This window comes from Calothrix sp. NIES-2100, assembly GCF_963875285.1.
GTDB lineage: Bacteria > Cyanobacteriota > Cyanobacteriia > Cyanobacteriales > Nostocaceae > Aulosira.
Genome location: NZ_CAWNLA010000001.1, coordinates 4813963 through 4835090, shown reverse-complemented (window position 1 = coordinate 4835090; position 21128 = coordinate 4813963). Strand labels below are relative to the sequence as shown.

Annotated in this window: 20 protein-coding genes; 11 read left to right on the top strand and 9 right to left on the bottom strand. The window is 40.2% G+C overall.

From position 1 onward, the window contains the following. Positions 1-56: 56 nt before the first annotated feature. Positions 57-1694: an AAA family ATPase gene (locus AACU32_RS19910; RefSeq protein WP_096602576.1), complete on the bottom strand. Its 1638-nt coding sequence runs from the start codon at positions 1692-1694 to the stop codon at positions 57-59. 130 nt (positions 1695-1824) lie between these two features. Between AACU32_RS19910 and AACU32_RS19905 the strand changes: the two genes are divergently transcribed. After that, positions 1825-2028: a hypothetical protein gene (locus AACU32_RS19905; RefSeq protein WP_339378107.1), complete on the top strand. Its 204-nt coding sequence runs from the start codon at positions 1825-1827 to the stop codon at positions 2026-2028. Between the two features lie 263 nt (positions 2029-2291). On the opposite strand, the gene AACU32_RS19900 is transcribed toward AACU32_RS19905, so the two are convergent. Then, positions 2292-2450 (bottom strand): hypothetical protein, encoded by a 159-nt coding sequence (locus AACU32_RS19900; RefSeq protein WP_339378106.1) that lies wholly within the window; start codon positions 2448-2450, stop codon positions 2292-2294. A 251-nt stretch (positions 2451-2701) separates the two neighbouring features. Here AACU32_RS19900 and AACU32_RS19895 point away from each other — a divergent pair, with 251 nt between their 5' ends. Both AACU32_RS19895 and AACU32_RS19890 read left to right on the top strand, forming a co-directional pair. Further along, positions 2702-3265, top strand: coding sequence for a hypothetical protein (locus AACU32_RS19895; protein WP_339378105.1), 564 nt, complete (start codon positions 2702-2704; stop codon positions 3263-3265). Between the two features lie 348 nt (positions 3266-3613). Further along, complete coding sequence (locus tag AACU32_RS19890) at positions 3614-4630, top strand: M48 family metallopeptidase (protein WP_096602572.1); 1017 nt, start codon at positions 3614-3616, stop codon at positions 4628-4630. 63 nt (positions 4631-4693) lie between these two features. Here the strand turns inward: AACU32_RS19890 and AACU32_RS19885 are convergent, their stop codons facing one another. The 5 genes from AACU32_RS19885 to AACU32_RS19865 all read right to left on the bottom strand — a co-directional run bounded on the left by AACU32_RS19885 (position 4694) and on the right by AACU32_RS19865 (position 12788). After that, positions 4694-6295 (bottom strand): NB-ARC domain-containing protein, encoded by a 1602-nt coding sequence (locus AACU32_RS19885; RefSeq protein WP_096602570.1) that lies wholly within the window; start codon positions 6293-6295, stop codon positions 4694-4696. A 100-nt stretch (positions 6296-6395) separates the two neighbouring features. After that, on the bottom strand, positions 6396-9038 hold the full coding sequence (locus AACU32_RS19880) for a bifunctional serine/threonine-protein kinase/ABC transporter substrate-binding protein (protein WP_096602568.1): 2643 nt from the start codon (positions 9036-9038) through the stop codon (positions 6396-6398). Between the two features lie 515 nt (positions 9039-9553). Then, on the bottom strand, positions 9554-11233 hold the full coding sequence (locus tag AACU32_RS19875) for an iron uptake porin (protein ID WP_096602566.1): 1680 nt from the start codon (positions 11231-11233) through the stop codon (positions 9554-9556). Between the two features lie 953 nt (positions 11234-12186). Beyond that, the gene (locus tag AACU32_RS19870) at positions 12187-12480 is read right to left on the bottom strand and encodes a WGxxGxxG family protein (protein ID WP_096602564.1); all 294 of its coding nucleotides are present in this window, start codon (positions 12478-12480) and stop codon (positions 12187-12189) included. Positions 12481-12614: 134 nt separating this feature from the next. Next, complete coding sequence (locus AACU32_RS19865) at positions 12615-12788, bottom strand: hypothetical protein (RefSeq protein ID WP_339378104.1); 174 nt, start codon at positions 12786-12788, stop codon at positions 12615-12617. A gap of 57 nt (positions 12789-12845) precedes the next feature. On the opposite strand from AACU32_RS19865, the gene AACU32_RS19860 reads away from it, so the two are divergent. From AACU32_RS19860 to AACU32_RS19825, 8 genes are all read left to right on the top strand, one after another. Next, complete coding sequence (locus AACU32_RS19860; RefSeq protein WP_096602562.1) at positions 12846-13385, top strand: ImmA/IrrE family metallo-endopeptidase; 540 nt, start codon at positions 12846-12848, stop codon at positions 13383-13385. A gap of 443 nt (positions 13386-13828) precedes the next feature. Continuing rightward, the gene (locus tag AACU32_RS19855) at positions 13829-14155 is read left to right on the top strand and encodes a hypothetical protein (protein WP_096602560.1); all 327 of its coding nucleotides are present in this window, start codon (positions 13829-13831) and stop codon (positions 14153-14155) included. A 644-nt stretch (positions 14156-14799) separates the two neighbouring features. After that, positions 14800-16329, top strand: coding sequence for a photosystem II chlorophyll-binding protein CP47 (psbB, locus tag AACU32_RS19850; RefSeq protein WP_096602558.1), 1530 nt, complete (start codon positions 14800-14802; stop codon positions 16327-16329). A 147-nt stretch (positions 16330-16476) separates the two neighbouring features. Then, a complete protein-coding gene (locus tag AACU32_RS19845) occupies positions 16477-16581 on the top strand; it encodes a photosystem II reaction center protein T (RefSeq protein ID WP_071989499.1) in 105 nt (34 codons plus the stop codon). A 460-nt stretch (positions 16582-17041) separates the two neighbouring features. Further along, complete coding sequence (locus AACU32_RS19840; protein WP_096602556.1) at positions 17042-18127, top strand: 30S ribosomal protein S1; 1086 nt, start codon at positions 17042-17044, stop codon at positions 18125-18127. A gap of 125 nt (positions 18128-18252) precedes the next feature. Beyond that, positions 18253-18987, top strand: a complete 735-nt coding sequence (locus tag AACU32_RS19835) for an HAD family hydrolase (protein WP_096602554.1) — start codon at positions 18253-18255, stop codon at positions 18985-18987. Positions 18988-19155: 168 nt separating this feature from the next. Further along, positions 19156-19737, top strand: a complete 582-nt coding sequence (locus AACU32_RS19830) for a Uma2 family endonuclease (RefSeq protein WP_096602552.1) — start codon at positions 19156-19158, stop codon at positions 19735-19737. Between the two features lie 40 nt (positions 19738-19777). Next, positions 19778-20362, top strand: coding sequence for a Uma2 family endonuclease (locus tag AACU32_RS19825; RefSeq protein ID WP_096602550.1), 585 nt, complete (start codon positions 19778-19780; stop codon positions 20360-20362). A gap of 64 nt (positions 20363-20426) precedes the next feature. Here AACU32_RS19825 and AACU32_RS19820 read toward each other — a convergent pair whose 3' ends face one another. Together AACU32_RS19820 and AACU32_RS19815 are read right to left on the bottom strand one after the other, a co-directional pair. Beyond that, complete coding sequence (locus AACU32_RS19820; RefSeq protein WP_096602548.1) at positions 20427-20546, bottom strand: WD40 repeat domain-containing protein; 120 nt, start codon at positions 20544-20546, stop codon at positions 20427-20429. A gap of 11 nt (positions 20547-20557) precedes the next feature. Then, on the bottom strand, positions 20558-20788 hold the full coding sequence (locus AACU32_RS19815) for a hypothetical protein (protein ID WP_339378102.1): 231 nt from the start codon (positions 20786-20788) through the stop codon (positions 20558-20560). Positions 20789-21128 lie beyond the last annotated feature (340 nt).

Sequence of the window (21128 nt, the reverse complement as noted above, 5' to 3'; positions counted from 1 at the left end):
AAATGATTTTGTGTTTGAGATTTTGGATAAAAAAAGAACCGCAAAGTTTTTCTATTTTAATCAACTTCTAAAGGCCCTATGTCTTGTTGGTTTGAGTATTGTTTTAATTCCTCTACTAATTGGATATCATTAGAAGCCGCCCTGGCGCCTGCTTCAGCAGCCCATTGCTTTAAGGCTTCAATTTGATCGCGGGCGATCGCAGCTAAGGGCACTGTCTGCCCAACAGCCTGTAAAATATCTTCTGTATTGAAGTCTCGCCGCTGTCCTTCAATCCTTGTGGAAAATGCTTGGTGCATGGCATCAACTATTACTTGCTCAATTTCCGCACCGCTGAAGTTAGCAGTTTTTTGCGCTAACAAAGCTAAGTTGAATTCTCGCAGGCGATTGGGGCGTAACCGTTGCAAATGTACTTTAAATATCTCTTTGCGTTCGACTTCGTTAGGTAAATTCAAAAAGAATATCTCATCAAATCTTCCTTTACGTAACAACTCGGCTGGTAATATTTGCACATTATTGGCGGTGGCGACAATAAATACTGGACTAGTTTTCTCTTGCATCCAGGTAATTAAACTGCCAAACACCCGGCGCGATGTTCCCGAATCCCCATCAATCCCACTGGTAATATTACCAAAGGCTTTGTCAATTTCATCAATCCACAATACGCAAGGTGCCATTGCTTCGGTTAGCTGAATCATTTGGCGTACCCGGCTTTCGCTTTCCCCAACAATCCCACCAAATAACCGCCCGGAATCTAATCTCAACAAAGGTAAGCGCCATTCATGGGCTATGGTTTTGGCGGAGAGGGATTTACCTGTTCCCTGTATCCCCACCAGCAACATCCCTTTGGGGTTAGGAATACCGTAGCGTCTGGCTTCTTCGGTAAAAGCATCCTGTCGCATCAGTACCCACTGTTTGAGTTGATCTAATCCCCCAACTCGTTTGAGTGATTCTTGGGGTGTGAAAAATTCTAAAATCCCGGTTTGGCGGATTGCTTGCTTCTTTTCTGCTAACACACCGTCAATGTCAGACTCGTTTACCTGCTGTTTAGCTGCTAAGGCTTTGGCTAACACCCGAGAAATCCGAGTGCGGCTTAAACCTTGGCAGGCTTTAACTAACTGTTCCCGCGCCAAGCCGGCTACATTTAATTTATCTGGTACTACTAACTGTGCAATCAAATGATTGATTTCGCTCACACTAGGTAAGGGAAAATCAACCACTGTCACCTCTTGCAGTAACTCGTCGGGAAGTTCTAAAGTATGACTGGTGGTAATGATAACTTTCCGCGATCGCTTTAACTCCCGCGTCAAGTTGCGTAACTCCCTAACTATAGGTGCGTTCCTGTCGTTAGTCGGATTTTTGATAAATGGATGCAAATCCCGCAGTACAAACATTGCAGGTGTTTGTCCATCAGCTTTGCCAATCCGTGCTAATGCAGCCATCACCGAACCCTTATCTGCACCATTGTCACTCCAACCCCGCACAATATCCCAAAATAATACCTGTCGTTGGGGCGCAGAACGGGATGCAACTTGCCGCAGCACTTCTTCTACAGGTTCTTCTTCTACGGAAATCACATATAATAATGGATACCTTGCCCGAATCATCAAATCTAATTCCTCTATCAACGAGGCGTATTGCTGATTCTGGCTGCTATCGGTTGCATCTCCTGTTCCATGTTGATGAAAATTGCTCATCTCTATTCAAAATGGGTGTAAGGGTAGAGGAGAAATAATTTTTACTGTTGCTGAATTGAAATCTGAAATGCCCAAATGAACAAGGGAAAAGTCAGTGAGTATAGGAAGATAACATTAGATACAAATACATTTGTTCTATATTATTGTAGCGCATTCAAGCGATAGATACCAGCGATCGCGCTCAACAATTTCGGGTAAGATTCAAAGATGCGATCGCCCTTGGTTTCAAAAGTACAGTAATGTTGGCACAGTTAAAAGCATTTGCTGCGATCGGCTGCTGGTAGAGGATCGGGGGCGATCGCAAATCGTGCCAGATACAGCGGATTTCATTTGAGTAAGCTACACTCGTAGCGGGCTAGAGAGCCATCACCACAAGGCATCTGGTGTAGAAAGTACAGTAACTTTGGTCAAGGGTGCGATGTCTACGACAAGCCATCCATAGAGAACGTTAACGCATTTGTGACCAACGCTTTAAGGTTTGTTATTAACGTTACCTCATCCATAGAGAACGTTAACGCATTTGTGACCAACGCTTTAAGGTTTGTTATTAACGTTACCTCATCCATAGAGAACGTTAACGCATTTGTGACCAACGTGTTAACGTTCCTTATTGATATCTGACGCTAGTAAAGGTTGGCGTAAATCAATGCAGGTTCTATGGCTGCTGTTTAGAGTTAGGTTCGCCAACTTCGCCGCCGACTTCTCTAGCAAAGGCTTCTGCTTTTTGGCGATCGCTAAAACTAGCAATTTGTACACAAGACTTACTCTAGCTTAACTGAACTTTTTACTGAGCCATAAGTGAGCTTTTTTGTGAGCAATTATGAGTCTTATTTGCAGCTTGCAAACTACTTCTTGTTTTCGCTACTCTACCAACATAGAGGTTTCCTAATCTTGCTGGTAACAAATAGCAGTTTATTAGTTTTGCTTGAACTACACAGGACATTGCAGACATAGAATTTTGTTGCAATAAAAATCTACACAATTCAGACAGCAAAGGAGAAGAAGTGATGCAACTTAACAAGATGCTACCTACTCTGATTAATCTTATCATGTTTGTCGCCATACCTGTAGGAATACAGAACTCAGCAACAGCGCTAGATAGCAATCAAAAATATCCAGATAATTTAACGTTGCTGAATAAAAATCAGATTGCTCTCAATGATACTTACATCGGACCAAATCGCGATTTTGAAATTATGATGCCAGGAATCATCACCAAAAATGAAATTTATGAATTGACATCTGTAAGCTCCAATAAAACTGTTTACACGATGATTAATACAGATTTTCCCGAAGCCTCCAGAATCCCGATTCCACAGATTCGGCAAATCTTGCAAAGTGCAATGCGAGAAACCATTGGTTTGACCGGCAAGGTGATTAAAAGTACCAATCTTGAAATTGATAATTATCCAGGATTAGAGCTACTAATGCAACACTCTGACGGTAGTTTAGGACAATATCGCGCATTTGTCGTCAACCAACGCCTTTACTTTATGGGAGCTTTAACACCAGATGAGTTAACCACCGAATCTGTTAATTTCTTTGATTCTTTCCGCGTTTATCCAGAGTAAATTGGTTACTCAAATTGAAGTAATTTATTAATTGCTCAACCAATAAGTCTCACTCCAAAAAATTTTGATAAACTTAAGAATTTTGCACCTCCAAGTGAGACTTATTAAAACTTTGAAGCCATGAGAGTAGGAGAATTGCCTGAAATTACCATATTGAAAATATATTTTTTGGACTTGATGCTACTCCTCACTCTTAAAGAATAGACCTCTTGCACAAGTGTTAATTTTCGTGTTCTTCTTTGCGTCTTTGTGTGAAGCTCTTAACGCCAATACTAAACAACACGAAAAGATTTATGCAAGAAGTCTAATACTCCAATCTAGTGCAATACCAAATAGAGGATTATTATTATGTCATCTCCAACAAAGCAAAAATTTATTCGCAAAACTTTAGTTATTAGCGCCAGCCTCCTGTCATTATTTACATACCCAAGTCTTGTATTGAGCGCACCACCAACAGCAACCCAGACTCAAAGCTCATCTGAATCAGATCAAGAAGTAATTGCCGATGAAAAGTCGATTTATCCAATCGCCGAAAGAATTATTCGGGCTAATGGACTTGATGAATATCCCTGGCGAATTAAAATAGAAGAAGACTATGATGATAATGCTTTTGCTAGGGATCTTAACCAAATTATCATTCTCAAAGGTTTGCTCGACAAAGTAGCTGGTGATCAAGCCGCTATTGCTTTCATTATTGGTCATGAAATAGCTCACCACACACAACTTCATACTTACAATCTCACTGCTTTTGAAGAGAAGTTGGCGAAAAGATTGCAAGCAGAAGCAGATACGGAAGTGCAAAATTTAATCGCCACAGAAACGAAAAAATTCCATGCTTATCAAAATACCAATCGTCGCAGAAAATCATTGTGTAAAAAAGAAGATAATGCACAAAATACATCCTTAGCTAGCTCAGAATATCGTGTTCTCAACTGCCAAGGAAAGCCAGATGCTGATAAACTTGAGCTAATCAAACAAGAAATCTTGACTGAAAAACGAGAACAACTTGAAAGCGCAGTTAAAAAATTGAGTCGCCAGCAAGAGTTGGAAGCTGATAAATTTGGCTATATGTATATGGTACGGGCTGGCTACGATCCAAAAGGTGCATTGCGAATTTTCAATCTCATGGCACGTGGACCTTATGTTGATGATAATAATAGTAGTCATCCATCTTTCATGGAGAGAATTAGTGCTGTCAAAGAGTTAATGAAAAAATATCCTGCATCAAATCTAGCAGATGAAGGCGCAATTCGCTTGCGTCAAAATCCCACACCTCTGACATTTGATGTTTCCAGAGATGGGGAATCTTTGCGAATTAACTCTCGGTTTAGTTCGCAGCCCAATTCCAGTCAAACTGATAATTAGCAGCCCAGATACCCGACTTCTCTTAGAAGTCGGGTATCTAAATCCGCTTTAAATAAAAGTTTATTAGCCAGCAGAAATTAGGTGAGAAATATTTCGGTGTCCGTACCCAAAAGACAATTTTTTATCTTCTAATAGGGACAGAACATTCCTGAGTTTATCTTCCAGTTGTTGCTGACTAAGCCACTCAGCCAAAAGCATTTTTTTAATAGGTTGTACAATCCGCCGCATTTGCTGTTGATTGAGTTCCTCATCTTCTGGTTGTTCTGTGATAAAATTATGAGTAATAAACAGTTCTGAACCCTGAATATCTTGATTTACAACTACTTGGTTAATCTCTTGAAAACTGCTTTCCACAAATTTATTAGTAGTATACTTTAAAATCACTGGTTCTAGTATATAGCGTATGGGGATATCTTCGGAATTTATAGTTAGTAAAGAACGCCTTTCCAGTAAATCCTTTAATGTTTGAAATAGCTGATTGTAGGATAAAAATTGCTCATGATCTTGTACTAATTGATGCCATGAAGCTAAATTGCGTCTGATAGCTACCCAATAAATCAGATTTATTTCTGCTTTTTTGAGTTTTTCAAATTGCCTATCTAAAAAGTTAGTAATTTCATCATTCACAAGAATTGAGTTAGCCATAAATGGCGATATATCACCAGCAAATACAGTACGAACGTCCGGTGCAATTTTCTCCAGTATCCACGGATTGCTATAACGCCTGCTAAATTCCTCAAGCTCACTATCTTGTCCAGAAAGACCTTCTGCTATTAAAATTTGTTTTGCTTCTTCATAAGTTAAAGCTCCCAATCTTTGGCAGCGAACTAATTTTCCTTCTAATAATGCAATATTTTGAGGTTTTTCTCTACTAAGTAATAATAAACTGCTTTTGTGTGCTTCTTTCGCAATTTTTTCTCCAAATACCTTATAATTTGTATAATCTTCGCTGCGATCGCCAATTATTTCTTGCCAACCATCCAGCACTATTAAACATCTTTGAGCCTTTAAATACTGCATGAGTTCAGAAATATTACCTTCTTCTTTCTCACCTTTAGATAAAAATTGCACCAGCCTGATGAGGATTTGTGTAAATGGCGGTGCTGATTCCAAAGAAAGCCAGATGATGTAATCATATTTGTCAGCAATTTTGTCTACTAAATTGCGAACTAAGGCGCTTTTCCCAATTCCCGCCATTCCATAAACAACAACTAACCGACAGCGTTCTTTAATTAGCCATTGCTGAAGTTCAGTTAACTGTTGGATGCGACCAAAAAAATTAGCAACATTTGGTGCTTCCCTCAAATTCCTCTTAGCATCTACTTCATTTTCTGCTACATCTTCCCAGTTCAAGCCCAATACTTGGCAACACACTATAAATTTCTGAGCGTTGATATATTCTTTACCATCCTTGAAACGCTTCCACATCGCTGGACTAAGTGCATATTGTTGCAGTGATTCGACCTTATCCCAATTTTTATCCCGTTCTAAAATTTCACTTGCTTTCCTCAGAAATATTTCATCAATATACTCATCCTTTTCAATCGGTTCTTTTGCCTCAATTCTTTCCCTTGTGGCTTTTTTAATTTCGTTATTCCTAGCATCCTTGATAAGTTTTTTTCCCAGTTCAGAAGCTTTGAGAGATAAGCGGTTTCTTTTACGCATAAGTTCAAGGGTTTAAAAAAATTAGATTGTTATAGCAGGGGTTTAGCACATTCCTTGACACCTACCACTTACAAACACTCTGCTTTGTGGATGGAATTTTTTATTCTTGACGTTGTGGTATGGGTCGCACAAGAGTAAAGTTATATTCATCGCTATTATTCTCATTATTTCTATCAACTTGCACTAAAACACCAACCTTTGTGATTAGTTTGCGATCGCCGTACTCAAATCTTACTTTCGTAGTAGCACCTGTAGCAGAAAAATTATTATTCTTTAACCGCTCGTATACAAGTTGGCGAGTTGGATCGAGATTTTTTTCCCGAATATCAGTCACAGCTGTAACAAATGCTTGTGCTGCATCATAGGAAGTAAGTGTTCTCCAACTCACCTTTGTTGTCCACCAAAGTTCTTGGGCTTTCTTAGTAAACTCTTGGCTAGCAAGATTTGCGTGGGAAGACACAGCAACCACCATGCCATTAGCATAGTTTTCAAGCTTCTCCAGCGTCTTTCTGCTATAAAAAACATCTCCTCCTAAGAGGAGTGGTAACTGTTGATTTCTCAATTCATGATTTTGCTTTGCAAACTTAGCAATTTTTAGTGCTTCATCCAGGTTTTTACGACTGGTAGCCAACATCAAAGCCTTTGCTGTTCGTGCTTTTTCAGAGCAAATTCCTTGGTTTTCTGGCAGCGATAAATTACACTCTTCAATATATTGCCGATTTACCCTTCGCTCATGTATCAGCGTGTTTTTAAATTGTTCTTTCAAAGATTTGCTATACTCATCTTCGTCAAAAAGTATCAGTACTTTTTCTCCTTGAAGCTTATCCGCTACGTAGTTCGCTAAGTCCCCAGCTGCAATAAAGTCATCAGAAGCTGTGCGGAAAACATATTCGTAACCGTTCCTAACAGCAGTACTTGTGGGTGAAATTAAAACAAGTTGTTTTTTTTCATAAATACTTCCTGCTAACCATGTATTGCTACTTGTGATGTGACCAATAACTCCTAATATTTTACTATTTTCAAAATACTTAAAATCTCCAGGAATTTCGTTGATTTCACTATAAATAAAATTAGCTATTTTTTTAACTTCTTCTTTGTCGTCACTATTCTCCTTTGCTATTAGCACTTGGAATGGCATATCTTGATTTTGTTCAATAACTTGGGCAACACCACGCAGCATTTCTAGAGCAATATCCCTATGTTCTTCTAAGCTGGGAATCACAACTGCAATAGTTGGAAGGCTAATCTTGGATGTAGTTATAGCTGCTTTGGAGTTGTAGTAATAAATCCATGTTTCTGGATCGACTTCACACTTATTATTAGGAGGAGAATTTCTAAAAGCGCTTCTAAATTCATTTGTAGCTTGCTTGAAATATTTTTCAGCTTCTCTGAATTTATCTGGAGACTTTGAAGAACTAGCTTGTTTAAAAGCATCTATCCCGGTTTGCTTTGAATTATAAGCTTTTCTACATTCGTTAAGGGATAAAGTTTCTTTTTTTTGCTGAATTAGAGCTTCTTCTCCCCTGCTAAAGTATTCTGCAAAAGGTGGTGGTGGCGTTGAAGTTTGTGTTTGTGTTGGTGTTGCTGTCGATTTTGGGTCTAGTGATCTTGGGTATTTAAGATGTGGAAGAATTGCGATCGCCGCTACGAACAAAGCCAAAAAGCCAAAACTTATCCAACGCCAGCGTTTAGGAATTTTTGTAAGCGATTTCAGCCCATCAAAAAATTTCTGCCAAAAAGGTTGTTGTGCAGTAGAAAGAGCATCCAGAACTTCTTGAGCAGACTGAGGTCTGTCTTCTTGTCTGTATTTGAGCATCCAGTCTAAAACGGTTGCAAAACGCTCGTTTCTCACAGTCGTATGATTCTTCCAATTTGAATTCCAGATCAGCGAACTGGGATTGCTACCTGTCAGCAAACGCAGACAGGTAGCGGCTAAGGCGAATAAATCTGATGCTGGAGATACCATTTCGCCAGCGGATTGCTCAGGTGGCGCAAACCCTGGAGTTATAACTTTAGATGATGTCTCAGTGGGCGCTCTTTCAATTACTACCTGTTTAACTGCACCAAAATCTATCAGATATAGCCTGCCATCGCTACTACGGCGCATTATATTGGCAGGTTTAATATCCCTATGTATAGTTGTTGAATTGTCATCGTAATGATGAACATACCTGAGTATTGTCAGAATTTCTTTGAGAATATTGATAACTTCATCTTCTGAAAATTGTTTTCCAGCCTGGACTCGCTCCTTTAGTTCCTGCTCTAAATTTTGACCTTCGATATAATCCTGGACTAAGTAAAAAAATCTTTGTTGATGGCTGATTTGGTGTTCAACTTCCACTACAAAAAATGCCCAAGCCCTGGGAATTTGTTGATGACTTAGTTCTGCTAAAATCATCGCTTCCCGGTGAAACAATTCTTCTATCTTTCCCAGAACTGATGAATCGAGTTTATTTCCAGGAGTATTTTTAGGGTACAACTGTTTGATTACGCGCCGTGGTCTTTGGGGAAAGTTAATATCCTGTGCTAGGAAAGTTCTACCAAATCCGCCTCTTTCTTCATCTGGAACTAATAACCTTAGCGGTAAGAAATGACCATCTAAAATCAAAGGCATTTCACAATTAGCACAACGTATTTCTGTTCTAGCACTTGAATTAAGAGATGCTTCTGAAATAGAATTTATAGGGCGATCGCAACTTGGACGAGTGCAGTAAACTTGAATAGAGGGAGTGCTACTAACCATTTATTAACCTTGAGAGTTACTTTAGATACACACTGGATCATAAAAAAAGAAATAATTATTAGATTTTTATAGATATATTTATCTTCAGCACATACAAGCCTGAGAATTAGCCCAGTTCTAATTTCTACACTTCTTTGAGCAAACGTCAGGTCAAATAACTCTCAGACCATCTAGACTGTAAACTTGTCCGGTTTCAGCCCTATATGCGATCGCACACCGTAAATTAACTAACCAATAATTACTTTGTTAATAAAAGTACATTTGCTTTATGAAATTCTTATCTCAGTAAATATTCTTAAATAAAAACGTGATTTTTGCAATATCATTAAAGTAAAGTTTTTGTAATGAAGTTGCACTCTCCCCAAAAATTAGGGAAGAGTGTAGGCGATTAATATGCACAGTACTGTCTGCTCGAATTACAGCATATTTCAGTTAAAAGAGTTAGACAGGTAGGGGAACAACATTGTTGTACCCCTAGAATTATCTGTACCTCACCAAGCAATCTGCTGTATTTTTTAAAACTCCAAGGTAGTCCTAACTACTCCTAAAAAAATGTCACCATTTTGCTCGTTATGATTTGGTGCTGTCAGCCAAATAAAACCAGGAGTAATGCTGATGTTATCGTTGATTTTATACCGATAAAACCCTTCAATGTGAAATCCAGTATCGGGATCGCGACGAGGTAAGCCTGATAGAGGTGCTGAAGTACCAGTCAATTTAGGCTGCATCCCGATGATAATCCCTCCTAAATTACGCACTTTACCGTCTTTGTCTAAATCAGGGAAGGCTAGAGTGACAGCCCAACTCCAGATATCAGCATCGCCTCTGACTTCTCCAGTCAGCGCCCGCGCATTGGTATAGCTTACCCATCCACCCAGTTGAAAACCATTGCTAATATTTACATTTGTTTCAATTCCAAACGAATCAGAGTCAACTTTTCTCCCTCCCAAATTGGATGCTAAACTGCCAGTATTATGTCCTAAACCGTTGTCGTTATAGGCTTTGACATAGGAGAAGGCAATCTTAGTAACTTTGTCTTCATCAATTTTGCAATTGTTATTTTGGTCTTTTATACACATACCATCGGGATAGTATATAATCTGCCCCAATGCACCATAGTTACCGTTCAACAAGCCGCTAGCAGGATTGTTGGCACTTTTTGCCAGATAAGCCATCTGTATTTTGATATTTTCATTCGGCTTATAAGTCACACCTGCACCCGTATCTCCACCCAAACGAAATATTAGACTGTATCGACCAAAGCGGGAAATGGCAGCTTTTGAATCGCTTTGTAGAGGGTTAACAACATCCCAATCATCGAAGTAAGTGTTAAAGCCTGTAGCAACTAGAACAGTCACTTGCTCGCCTATAGGAAAACGATATTGCAGCTTACTAAGCAAAATATCATTAGTTGTATTACTACCAGATGCGAAACTGAAGCGAGCCTCATTACCAGGTGCAATTGGATTAATCACACTGCTTGCTTGAAAGCGTACAAGTAGCTCATCCTTGTCAAAAAAGCAGGTTTTGATGTTGAGGCGTAGGCGATCGGAAACTGTAAGATTGCTATTATCTCCATTCCCGCTACGGTTAGCATCTCCAAAGCCATCTGTAACTGCAATTATTAGCTGACCGTCTAGTTTCGGTGTTTTAGAGCATTTCGGTTTTTCTTTCTCTAGCTTTTCGATATGTGCTTCCAAAGCACCAACTCTTCCTCGTAAGGTAGCGAGTTCTGTTTTGAATTCCTCTTGCAGCTTTTGCAAAGTTGCCACATTTTCTCTAGTAACTATGTCTGTGGTATCAGCACTAATTCGTTGGTTAACTTTGTCTAAGCAGGCGTTTAATGCAGCTGCAAACTCAAAGCGACTCATAGCGCGATTTCCTTTGAAACTAGCATCAGGGTATCCAGCAATACAGCCATAGCGCTCAACTAGAGATTGCAGCGCTTGAAATGCCCAATCATTCGGTTGCACATCAGAAAGCTGAGAAACTGAAGTGATTGACGCAGAATCTGGTTGAACATCTTGACTAACTTGTTCAAGCAAATCAGTGCTGTTGTCTGTTATCGAAACTCCTGGAGAATTATTACTAGATTTTAAATCTTCAGCCTTAACTATGGCATTGGGAGTTATCATCAAAATCGAAATTAATCCAGCAGTAACTAATCCCAGAGAATCTCTAAGAGAGCTAAACATATCTTGCTCCTGACGATAGGTTTTTTCAAAAAATTTAATGAGAATTCACTTAATTCTTATTATTGATGTGTATTTCTCAATAAGAATTGATTGTGTATTTCAAAAGTTAATTAGCAAAAATTAAAATTAATACCCAAGGAATCAATGAAACAATATATTGTTTCATTGATTAATAACTCAATAAAATTAATGAATGAATACGTCAGGATAAACCCGCTAGAAACTCAAATAAGTTAACAGCTTTTGTATTTATAACTCATTCTATGTGTTAAATTTATATATTTATGTTGAACTACAATTAAAGATTTACCACTAAAGCAAATATGAGTCCAATCTCAGTTTTAGCTCAGAGAATGGTTCAGAAAAAAGTTCATTTAATGCTCAGAGAAAAGTTCAGTTAACGTGAATTATCAAGACCTCACCCACCCAGCCTCCCTCTCCTAATAGGAGAATGAGGAGTAAGAAAAATTAAGCTTTTCACTCCCCCCACAGCGAGGGGCTGGGGGTCTAAGATTCCTAACGCGGTCAATTATCCGCTAGTAGCGATCGCCTGTGCCAGTTGGGTAAGTCCTGTTTTATTGAGGGCTTTCAAAATCAGCTTTCGTTACCAACACAAAGCCATCCATAGAAAACATCAAGGTATTTGTGACCAATATCTTGATGTTTCGTATTAACGTGAACTTATTTATATAGCAATTCATGTATGAGTTACGAACAAAAAGATACCCGACTTCTTCAAGAAGTCGGGTATCTGAGCTTTCCTAACATAGTTTGAATTATTAGCGCCAACTTACTTATAGTCACAGAAAATCATCAAAATTAAACAGACAGACCACTACCAACTCTAGCGATTCTTTAAGCAGCAATATTTACAAAAAAACAAAGCCTGCTTTTGCAGGCTGCAACTTAAACTTATTGGAAGGATTGACGTAAAATTGCAGAATGTCTTAGGATTAAAAGTTAGAACGTGAAGAACCTACTACATCACGGTTGCTATAAGCGGTGTCATCATGTCTGCGGCTTTTGCGGCCAAATAGACCAAACAAACCGAGTAAACCGAGCAAACCCCAATCACCATCTGCATAATTGCCGTCGGTAAGAGGGCGGTCTGTAGTGGTAGTATCTGTAGTCGTGCCATCAGGACTAGTATTCGTTTGGGCAGAAGCCGGTAATACTGTAGGCACAATAGCTAAACTCAGCGCTAGAACAGTACTCCCGACAATTTTGGATACATTAAAGCGTTTCATAATTAAGTCCCCACTTGAATTTCTGTAAGCAATAGTTACAGTTTATGAAGTTCTACAGGAACTAGAATCATTCGTTAGCTGGAGATGCATATCTTCTGGAAGTCGCATTTTTGATTACGCTTTGGTGTCAGTTGTTAGTAGTGAGCAAGTGGCGTTGCGGTTTTTACATATAGAAAGCCAATATACTTATTTCTCTCTAGCACTTCCTCATAAAAGTACCGATTTGCTTCTTCACTCAAACCATCTTCATTACGTGCTGACAAAAATCTCGCTCCAGCGATCGCTAATGCTTTAGCGTCTTTAGTCAAAGCAGCCTATCACGACCTTTCTCAAAAAGATGGCGAATAGAAGCAAGAATTATAACTATGTCATTGATTGAAAAATTATCGCCTGAGTTTCGACAACGCTGTGAGGTGATCGCAACTGAACAAAGAAGCTTGCTGGGAGTGCGAGCATTTGAAGCATTACCAGCAGACACTCTAGCAGCCAAGTTAGGCGCAAAACTTTTTACACCGGATCAGGTTCCCAATTTAGAAGCAGAGCAAATTACATTATTACTAGCTAGCGATGAATGGTCAGCGGCGATTATAAGCTATAGCCCACTGTGGATTGTATGCAACCCACGTCATGCACTTACAAGGAGGGAATCTAATTTGATGCATGAGATAGCCCATCTATTGCTTAAGCACCAACCTGTTGGCTTTGATACCGTAACCGGACAACCAAAACGTCAACAAAATAACGAAGATGAAGCAACTTTTCTGGGGGGATGCCTGCAAATTCCCAAACGTGGTTTACTGTGGGCGACACAGAGAAAAATGCTCTTACCTGAAATTGCTGTACATTTTGGTGCTAGTGAAGCGATGGTACAGTTTCGCAGCAATGTCACTGGTGTGCCTATCTAAATGTTAATAGTCGAATATTATTTGTTCTTTCTACTCTTGCTTAATTAATGATTAAGGCTAGGATTTTATGTTGCAATTATGCTGATGAAAGAATCAGGATTTTAGATAGTGTATTAGTCAACTATCAGTTGTTGTCGCCGAAAATATCAATATTTATTACAAAAAATTTGTAATAATACATACTATGAGATGAAATTTTTAGAAAGTAAAAAACTTTATATATTTTAAAAAATTCCCACAGGAGGTTATTATGTCATAAATTTTATAATCATCAGGGATATTTGGGCTAGCTTAGCTTTGAGCATAGCCCAAATTGTTTAAATAAAAAATTTCCCATTCGCCTCCTCAGCTAACAATATATCAAGGCATATACATCAGCGCAGGAGGCGATCGCGATATCGTAAAACAGCAGAATTGATAGTCTATATAGTGAGACTAATAACGTGAAGTATTTTTTCCTATCTGAAGGATGGACAGTGTCCAGAGTCTGGGCATCTGATGGACTCTGGCAGATCACCGCATGGCGACGCCAACCAGATATTCAGAAACTGAATATTTGTTTGGTGGAAAATAACGAATTTTTGTGGCTTTATCGAGTTGAAGAGGCGGTTTTAACCGTAGAAGTGAAGCCAACAACAGCAGCACTGACAAATAACAGCATCGGACAAGTAGTGCTGAAGCGTTTGATGACAGCGGAACAGGTAATCGAACGCTTGGGTACGGCCGAGGCCAAGTGTCACCTGCAAAACATTCAATTGCTGGCGCAGTAGAGCATGGGGCATGGGGCATGGGGCATAGGGCTTGTGGCGAGACATGGGCATTGGGAACAGATGGGGGACTCGGGGTCCCCTCTGGGGATTGGGGGTGGATGGGTAAGAAAACTCCCCACACTCCCCACACTCCCCACACTTCCCACACTCCCTCATCCCCCCTGCTCCCCTGCCCCTGATCTTCCCTAAGAATACGCAAACTGTATGTATGACAGGGATTGGTAGCGAAAAATATCACAGATGCTACGCGATCGCATCTATTTACACGCTTGCAAAGCGTTCCATCAATAGTTACACTTTTTAAAATATTCTCATTTTTGCTTGGCACTTGCCTAGCACGCTGAACTACCCAAATGTCTTTAGAGACATTTAGCTAATTCCACAAGAATAAGGGAGAGTTTTTCGTCAGAAAATTTTCCGGTAGTTCAAAACCAAAGCGATCGCTACTCAATCGGGTAAAGAGCGCTCAGCGTGTTAGCACTGCCAAAGCAGCCACACTGTTTGTCTGAGAAGACTAGGCTGTGGTCAGAAATACCCTGGCAATAAGAAAAACAACAGAGAAGTAAGAGTGGTAAATTTTGCCGCGCATAACTTCCGTAAGAAAATTGCTTTGTAAACTAACTCATCGAGGAGGAGCGTAGTCGATGGGACTACCCTGGTACCGAGTACACACAGTCGTTCTGAACGATCCAGGACGACTGATTTCTGTACACTTGATGCACACAGCTCTAGTGGCAGGCTGGGCTGGTTCGATGGCATTGTACGAACTAGCTATTTATGACCCCAGCGATCCCGTTCTCAATCCCATGTGGCGTCAAGGGATGTTCGTGTTGCCCTTCATGTCCCGTTTGGGCGTGACTCAATCTTGGGGTGGTTGGAGCGTTACTGGTTCTCCAGCAACCGATCCTGGTTTCTGGTCATTTGAAGGCGTTGCTGCTGCTCACATCGTTCTTTCTGGTTTATTGTTTTTAGCCGCTGTTTGGCACTGGGTTTACTGGGATTTGGAACTCTTTAGAGATCCTCGTACTGGTGAACCTGCTCTAGACTTGCCAAAAATGTTTGGCATTCACCTATTTTTATCTGGTCTACTCTGTTTTGGCTTCGGTGCTTTTCACCTCACTGGACTATTTGGGCCAGGGTTGTGGGTTTCCGATGCCTTTGGAGTTACAGGTAGCGTCCAACCAGTAGCACCCGAATGGGGGCCAGATGGCTTTAACCCATTTAATCCTGGTGGTATTGTTGCTCACCATATAGCCGCTGGGATTGTCGGTATTATTGCAGGCTTATTCCACCTCACAGTCAGACCACCCGAACGGCTTTACAAAGCTTTACGGATGGGTAACATTGAAACTGTACTTTCTAGCAGTATTGCTGCGGTATTCTTTGCTGCCTTCGTGGTCGCTGGTACTATGTGGTACGGTAACGCAGCCACACCAATTGAACTGTTTGGCCCTACCCGTTACCAATGGGATCAAGGCTATTTCCGTCAAGAAATTAATCGCCGCGTCCAAAGCAGCGTTGCCAATGGTGCAAGCCTAACGGAAGCTTGGTCACAAATTCCGGAAAAACTTGCCTTCTACGATTACGTAGGTAATAGCCCTGCTAAAGGCGGTTTATTCCGTACAGGCCCAATGGTCAAGGGTGATGGTATTGCCCAATCTTGGCAAGGTCACGCAGTATTCAAAGATTCTGAAGGCAGAGAATTGACCGTGCGTCGTCTGCCCAACTTCTTTGAAACCTTCCCAGTTATCTTGACCGACAAAGATGGTATTGTCCGCGCTGACATTCCTTTCCGTCGGGCAGAATCCAAATATAGCTTTGAACAATCTGGTGTGACTGTTAGCTTCTACGGTGGCGATTTGAATGGTCAGACCTTTACAGATCCAGCCGAAGTTAAGAAATACGCCCGTAAGGCTCAAGGCGGTGAAATATTTGAATTTGACCGGGAAACCTTGAACTCTGATGGTGTATTCCGCACCAGTCCTAGAGGTTGGTTTACCTTTGGGCACGCTGTATTTGCTCTCTTATTCTTCTTTGGTCACTTATGGCATGGTTCGCGCACTATCTACCGCGATGTATTTGCCGGTGTGGAAGCAGATCTAGAAGAGCAAGTTGAATGGGGTCTATTCCAGAAAGTGGGTGACAAGACAACCCGCCGTAAGGAAGCGCTCTAATTTTTAGGGACTAGGGACTAGGGGCTAAGGGAACCAAGGCTAGAAAAGTTTTTTCTAAATACCTAATACTTAGTTCCCAGTCCCCAGTACCAAATCCCCTCGCTTGGTACAATATTATTACTGGCTGGATAGGCAGGAACTTGTAATATGGAAAGCGTTGCGTACATCTTAATTTTCACTCTGTGTATAGGAGTTCTCTTCTTTGCGATCGCATTTCGCGAACCCCCCCGGATTGCGAAAAAAGATGATTAGATCGCTATTACCAGACTTTTAAGGTCATATAAACCTAAATATCCGCTGATAACTTTGTCTTATCAGCGGATATTTAGGTTTACACTCTGAACGAATCAGTTTGCTTGGCAAAAATTACACCATCTAGCATCACTTTGATAGTGATAAATCCTGATGATGTTCAAGAATCAGGGAAGACTTTGGTGTAAGCTAGAGGCTGGGTCAAATACTTTAATTATGAGTAATTTGATAACGAATTATGAATACTTAGGGTTGACACCCTTGGTGATAAACACCAACTTCTGAATAAATGACTTGTCATAAGAGATTATGATATAATCTTCTATCTGGAAGTTAATATGTGTTGTTACTAGCTTTTCTACGCTAGGATGAAATAGGTTTAGACTAGCATGATAGCGCTTGTCTAATAATTCCACTTGCGACAAAAAATTACGGAGACTAGAACCAGGAACAAATTAGCATGGTCAATCAGAATTTAACCGCTACAGAAATTGGATTTACGCACGAAGATTTCGCAGCTCTACTTGATAAGTACGATTATCACTTTAGCCCTGGCGATGTAGTACCAGGAACCGTTTTCAGTATAGAGCCGCGCGGCGCTCTGATTGACATAGGTGCTAAGACCGCAGCATATATACCTATACAAGAAATGTCAATTAACCGGGTCGATGCCCCGGAAGAAGTATTACAGTCTAACGAAACGCGCGAATTTTTCATTCTCACTGACGAAAACGAAGATGGTCAGCTGACTCTCTCAATTCGTCGGATTGAATATATGCGCGCTTGGGAGCGTGTGCGTCAGCTGCAAGCTGAAGATGCTACAGTTCGTTCTGGTGTCTTTGCTACTAACCGTGGTGGCGCATTAGTGCGGATTGAGGGATTGCGTGGCTTTATTCCCGGTTCCCACATCAGCACTCGTAAACCCAAAGAAGAATTGGTAGGTGAAGAACTACCATTAAAATTCCTAGAAGTAGACGAAGAACGTAATCGCTTAGTTCTATCTCACCGTCGGGCGCTAGTTGAGCGGAAGATGAACCGCCTCGAAGTTGGTGAAGTTGTAATTGGTACAGTGCGCGGGATTAAGCCCTACGGTGCATTCATTGATATCGGTGGTGTTAGCGGTCTGTTACACATCTCCGAGATTTCTCATGAGCATATTGATACACCTCACAGTGTATTTAATGTCAATGATGAAGTGAAAGTTATGATCATTGACCTAGATGCAGAAAGAGGTCGGATCTCCTTGTCAACCAAACAGCTGGAACCCGAACCAGGTGACATGATTAAAAACCGTGATTTGGTTTACGATAAGGCAGAAGAAATGGCAGCTAAGTATCGGGAACAAATGCTAGCCAAACAACAAGGTGCTACTGCTGTTGCTGTTGAAGCTGTAGCTGAAGAAGATATCCCATCTGCAATTGAAGAAGATATTCCATCTGCAATTGAAGAAGATATTCCATCTGCAATTGAAGACATTTCAGCAGCTATTGAAGAAGAAATTCCAGCAGCTATTGAAGAAGAAATTCCAGCAGCTATTGAAGAATAAGACACTGGTATTTGTCTGTAATTAAAAACATGAAAGTTTTTCAAAAAGGGGGATTTTCCCTCTTTTTTTATGGGACTTATTGGCAAAATTTTGAATTTTTTATTGAGATCAAGGGGTGAAAGATTTTGGTAACTATTAAATGTAGAAATATCACATTTGCGAATATTCAAGCGATTTTGTTTGATAAAAACGGTACTCTAGAAGATTCAGAAGCGTATTTGCGATCGCTCGCCCAAAGAACAGCACGGTTAATAGACGCCCAATTCCCTGGTATTGGCGAACCCTTGCTCATGGCATTTGGAGTCAATGGTAATAGCCTCGATCCAGCAGGTATAATGTCAGTAGCCAGTCGCCGCGAGACAGAAATCGCCACCGCTGCATATATTGCGGAAACTGGTAAGGGATGGTTTGAGTCTTTAAAAATCGCCCGTCAAGCTTTGGATGAAGCCGAAAAATATATTGGTCAAACTCCTTCGCCACTATTTGCAGGTAGCGTGGAAGTCTTAAAGTCACTTTCAGAAGCTGGATTAAAACTGGGTATCCTCTCAGCAGCTACAACTCAAGAAGTCCAAAGCTTTGTCGCAAATCACCAGTTAAGCGATTATATCCAGCTAACAAAGGGAGTAGATGAAGGGCCGAGTAAACCAGATCCAGTGTTATTTTTGCAAGCTTGCCAAGCTTTGGGAGTAGAACCCAGCGCTACATTAATGGTAGGTGATTCTGTGGGTGATATGCAAATGGCAAAGAATGCTAAAGCCGCAGGTTGTATAGGGATCACCTGGATTAATAAATTAGATCATGTCCAAGGTGCAGATGTGGTGATTAATCGGCTGGATGAAATTCAAATTGTTGAGGTTTAAGTAGGAGGACGCAAATCAAGCTAACTGGTGGGGATTGTCAATAGTCAATAGTCATTTGTCAGAGTTTCAAGGGTATTTACTTTCTGATTTAATTGCTGAAATGGGGTTGATGAGATTGCTGGCAAAAGTTCGCTAAACTTATATTAAGGCTCATCATGAGAGACTATGATGCTACCAGTTAAACATCAATTTCAAACCTTTGAAGAATACCTATCTTATGATGATGGCACAGACAAACTCTATGAGTTGTTTAACGGAGAGTTAATCGAAACGCCTCCAGAATCAGGGATTAATGTTCAGATTGCGACATTTTTACTGATTCAATTTGCTTTGCTCTTAGATTATAGAAGAGTTCGGGGGCACGGCTTAGAACTAGAAGTGAGAGGAGAACCCAGAAACCGTTATCCTGACCTGACTATTATTCGGGAAGAGCATATTCAGCAGTTAGCAAAACGTAATACTATCCGCCTATCAATGCTACCTCCATTACTAGTAATTGAGATAGTAAGTCCAGGAGAATTACAACGGGATAGAGATTTTATCGCCAAGCGTGGACAATATCAAGATTGTGGGATTTCTGAATATTGGATTATTGACCCCGAAAACAAAACTGTATTGGTTTTAGAACTCACTGGCAATGTTTACACTGAGGTAGGTAACTTTTATGGTGAGGATTTGATTTTATCTCCACAATTTAGTCAAATGAATCTCAAAGTATCGCAACTATTTGAGGCAGTAACTCAGGATTAAAATAGGATATTAATTAACCTTCAGCTTTGCTAAACAAATTATGCAAAACACAGACACAACATTACAGCTTCGCCTGTGGACTGTGGAAGAATACCACCGGATGGCTGAGGCTGGGATTTTTGCTGATGATGAACGTGTAGAACTTTTAGAAGGAAAGATTATTTGGATGATTGCAAAAGGGACAGCCCATCGTTCATCTGTGGGGAGGACAGACTATTTATTAAAAAATAGATTAGGAAATCGGGCTTGGGTATCGATTCAAGACCCAGTAAAGTTAAATGAACGGTCTGAACCAGAACCTGATATTGCTGTAGTTAAAGTAGATCCTCTGTACTATGCAGACCATCATCCTACACCTTCAGAAGTTTATCTAATTATTGAAGTAGCAGATAGCAGTCTTAAACTAGATTGTGAAACTAAAGGAAAAGCTTATTCAAAAGCAGGAATTGCAGATTATTGGGTATTAGATGTAATTGGTCGTCAATTGCACGTATTTCGAGAACCAACTGTAGATGGTTATCAAAGTGAAGTAATTTTGGCAGAACATGAGACTATTTCCCCTCTACAGTTTCCTGATTTGCAGATTGCGATAAGTGAGATGTTACCGCTTTTGAGAGGAGCTTAATAAAGAGCGATCGCACTCTTAAGCACTCTACATGAAAAATCGCTCTTTCATACCCATCTCAATATTATTCACACCTCCAAATTTTAATTGTTTTGTCCTCGCTACCAGTAACAATCGTTTTCCCATCAGGGCTAAAGGCTATAGAGTATATATTCAATGAGTGCCCAGAAAGAGTAGTTATCAACTCTTTTGTACCTAAATGCCAAAGTTTAGACGTATACGCTGATCTTGCCTAATTTCTTGAACTTTTACAGGTAGATTACGTTTATCTTCCTTGCTAAATTTGTGATCAATAAATGCTGAAACAATTCGTTCAGCAGCAGGAATAACAAAGCCGATAACTGCACCAATGATATTAAATCCCATAGAATTTTCAAGACTGAGAAAATTAATACTTGTATCTGTTTTAACCTTTAATTCTCTCAATGTCTCTTCAAATTGGTGGGTAGTGGCGATTTATCTTGAATTTACAGCCATTTTCAGGTCAAAAGTAGATAACGCCCGCAGTAACCAGTAGCCCGAATCGTTACCCATATCTTTTTAATTTCCCGCTTCGTTCTGATTCCGGCTAGGAATGAATTCCCAGCCTCATAGCTCAAGTCTACTGAAGTAGACTCAGCGTTTTTCCAGTCCACTTAAGTGGACTTCAGCTATGAGCCAAGAACTTCAGTTCTTGGCGGAATATCGCTCAGTGCAATAGTTTGACTGTTACAAAAATGTGGGTAATGACAATGGTATGAACAATCCAAAAATATGGGAATTAAAG

Bases quoted from the DNA above. Each gene is read 5' to 3' on its own strand.
- AACU32_RS19910 (WP_096602576.1), bottom strand. From the start codon at position 1,694: ATGAGCAATTTTCATCAACATGGAACAGGAGATGCAACCGATAGCAGC.
- AACU32_RS19895 (WP_339378105.1), top strand. From the start codon at position 2,702: ATGCAACTTAACAAGATGCTACCTACTCTGATTAATCTTATCATGTTT.
- AACU32_RS19890 (WP_096602572.1), top strand. From the start codon at position 3,614: ATGTCATCTCCAACAAAGCAAAAATTTATTCGCAAAACTTTAGTTATT.
- AACU32_RS19885 (WP_096602570.1), bottom strand. From the start codon at position 6,295: ATGCGTAAAAGAAACCGCTTATCTCTCAAAGCTTCTGAACTGGGAAAA.
- AACU32_RS19880 (WP_096602568.1), bottom strand. From the start codon at position 9,038: ATGGTTAGTAGCACTCCCTCTATTCAAGTTTACTGCACTCGTCCAAGT.
- AACU32_RS19875 (WP_096602566.1), bottom strand. From the start codon at position 11,233: ATGTTTAGCTCTCTTAGAGATTCTCTGGGATTAGTTACTGCTGGATTA.
- AACU32_RS19870 (WP_096602564.1), bottom strand. From the start codon at position 12,480: ATGAAACGCTTTAATGTATCCAAAATTGTCGGGAGTACTGTTCTAGCG.
- AACU32_RS19860 (WP_096602562.1), top strand. From the start codon at position 12,846: ATGTCATTGATTGAAAAATTATCGCCTGAGTTTCGACAACGCTGTGAG.
- psbB (WP_096602558.1), top strand. From the start codon at position 14,800: ATGGGACTACCCTGGTACCGAGTACACACAGTCGTTCTGAACGATCCA.
- AACU32_RS19845 (WP_071989499.1), top strand. From the start codon at position 16,477: ATGGAAAGCGTTGCGTACATCTTAATTTTCACTCTGTGTATAGGAGTT.
- AACU32_RS19840 (WP_096602556.1), top strand. From the start codon at position 17,042: ATGGTCAATCAGAATTTAACCGCTACAGAAATTGGATTTACGCACGAA.
- AACU32_RS19830 (WP_096602552.1), top strand. From the start codon at position 19,156: ATGCTACCAGTTAAACATCAATTTCAAACCTTTGAAGAATACCTATCT.
- AACU32_RS19825 (WP_096602550.1), top strand. From the start codon at position 19,778: ATGCAAAACACAGACACAACATTACAGCTTCGCCTGTGGACTGTGGAA.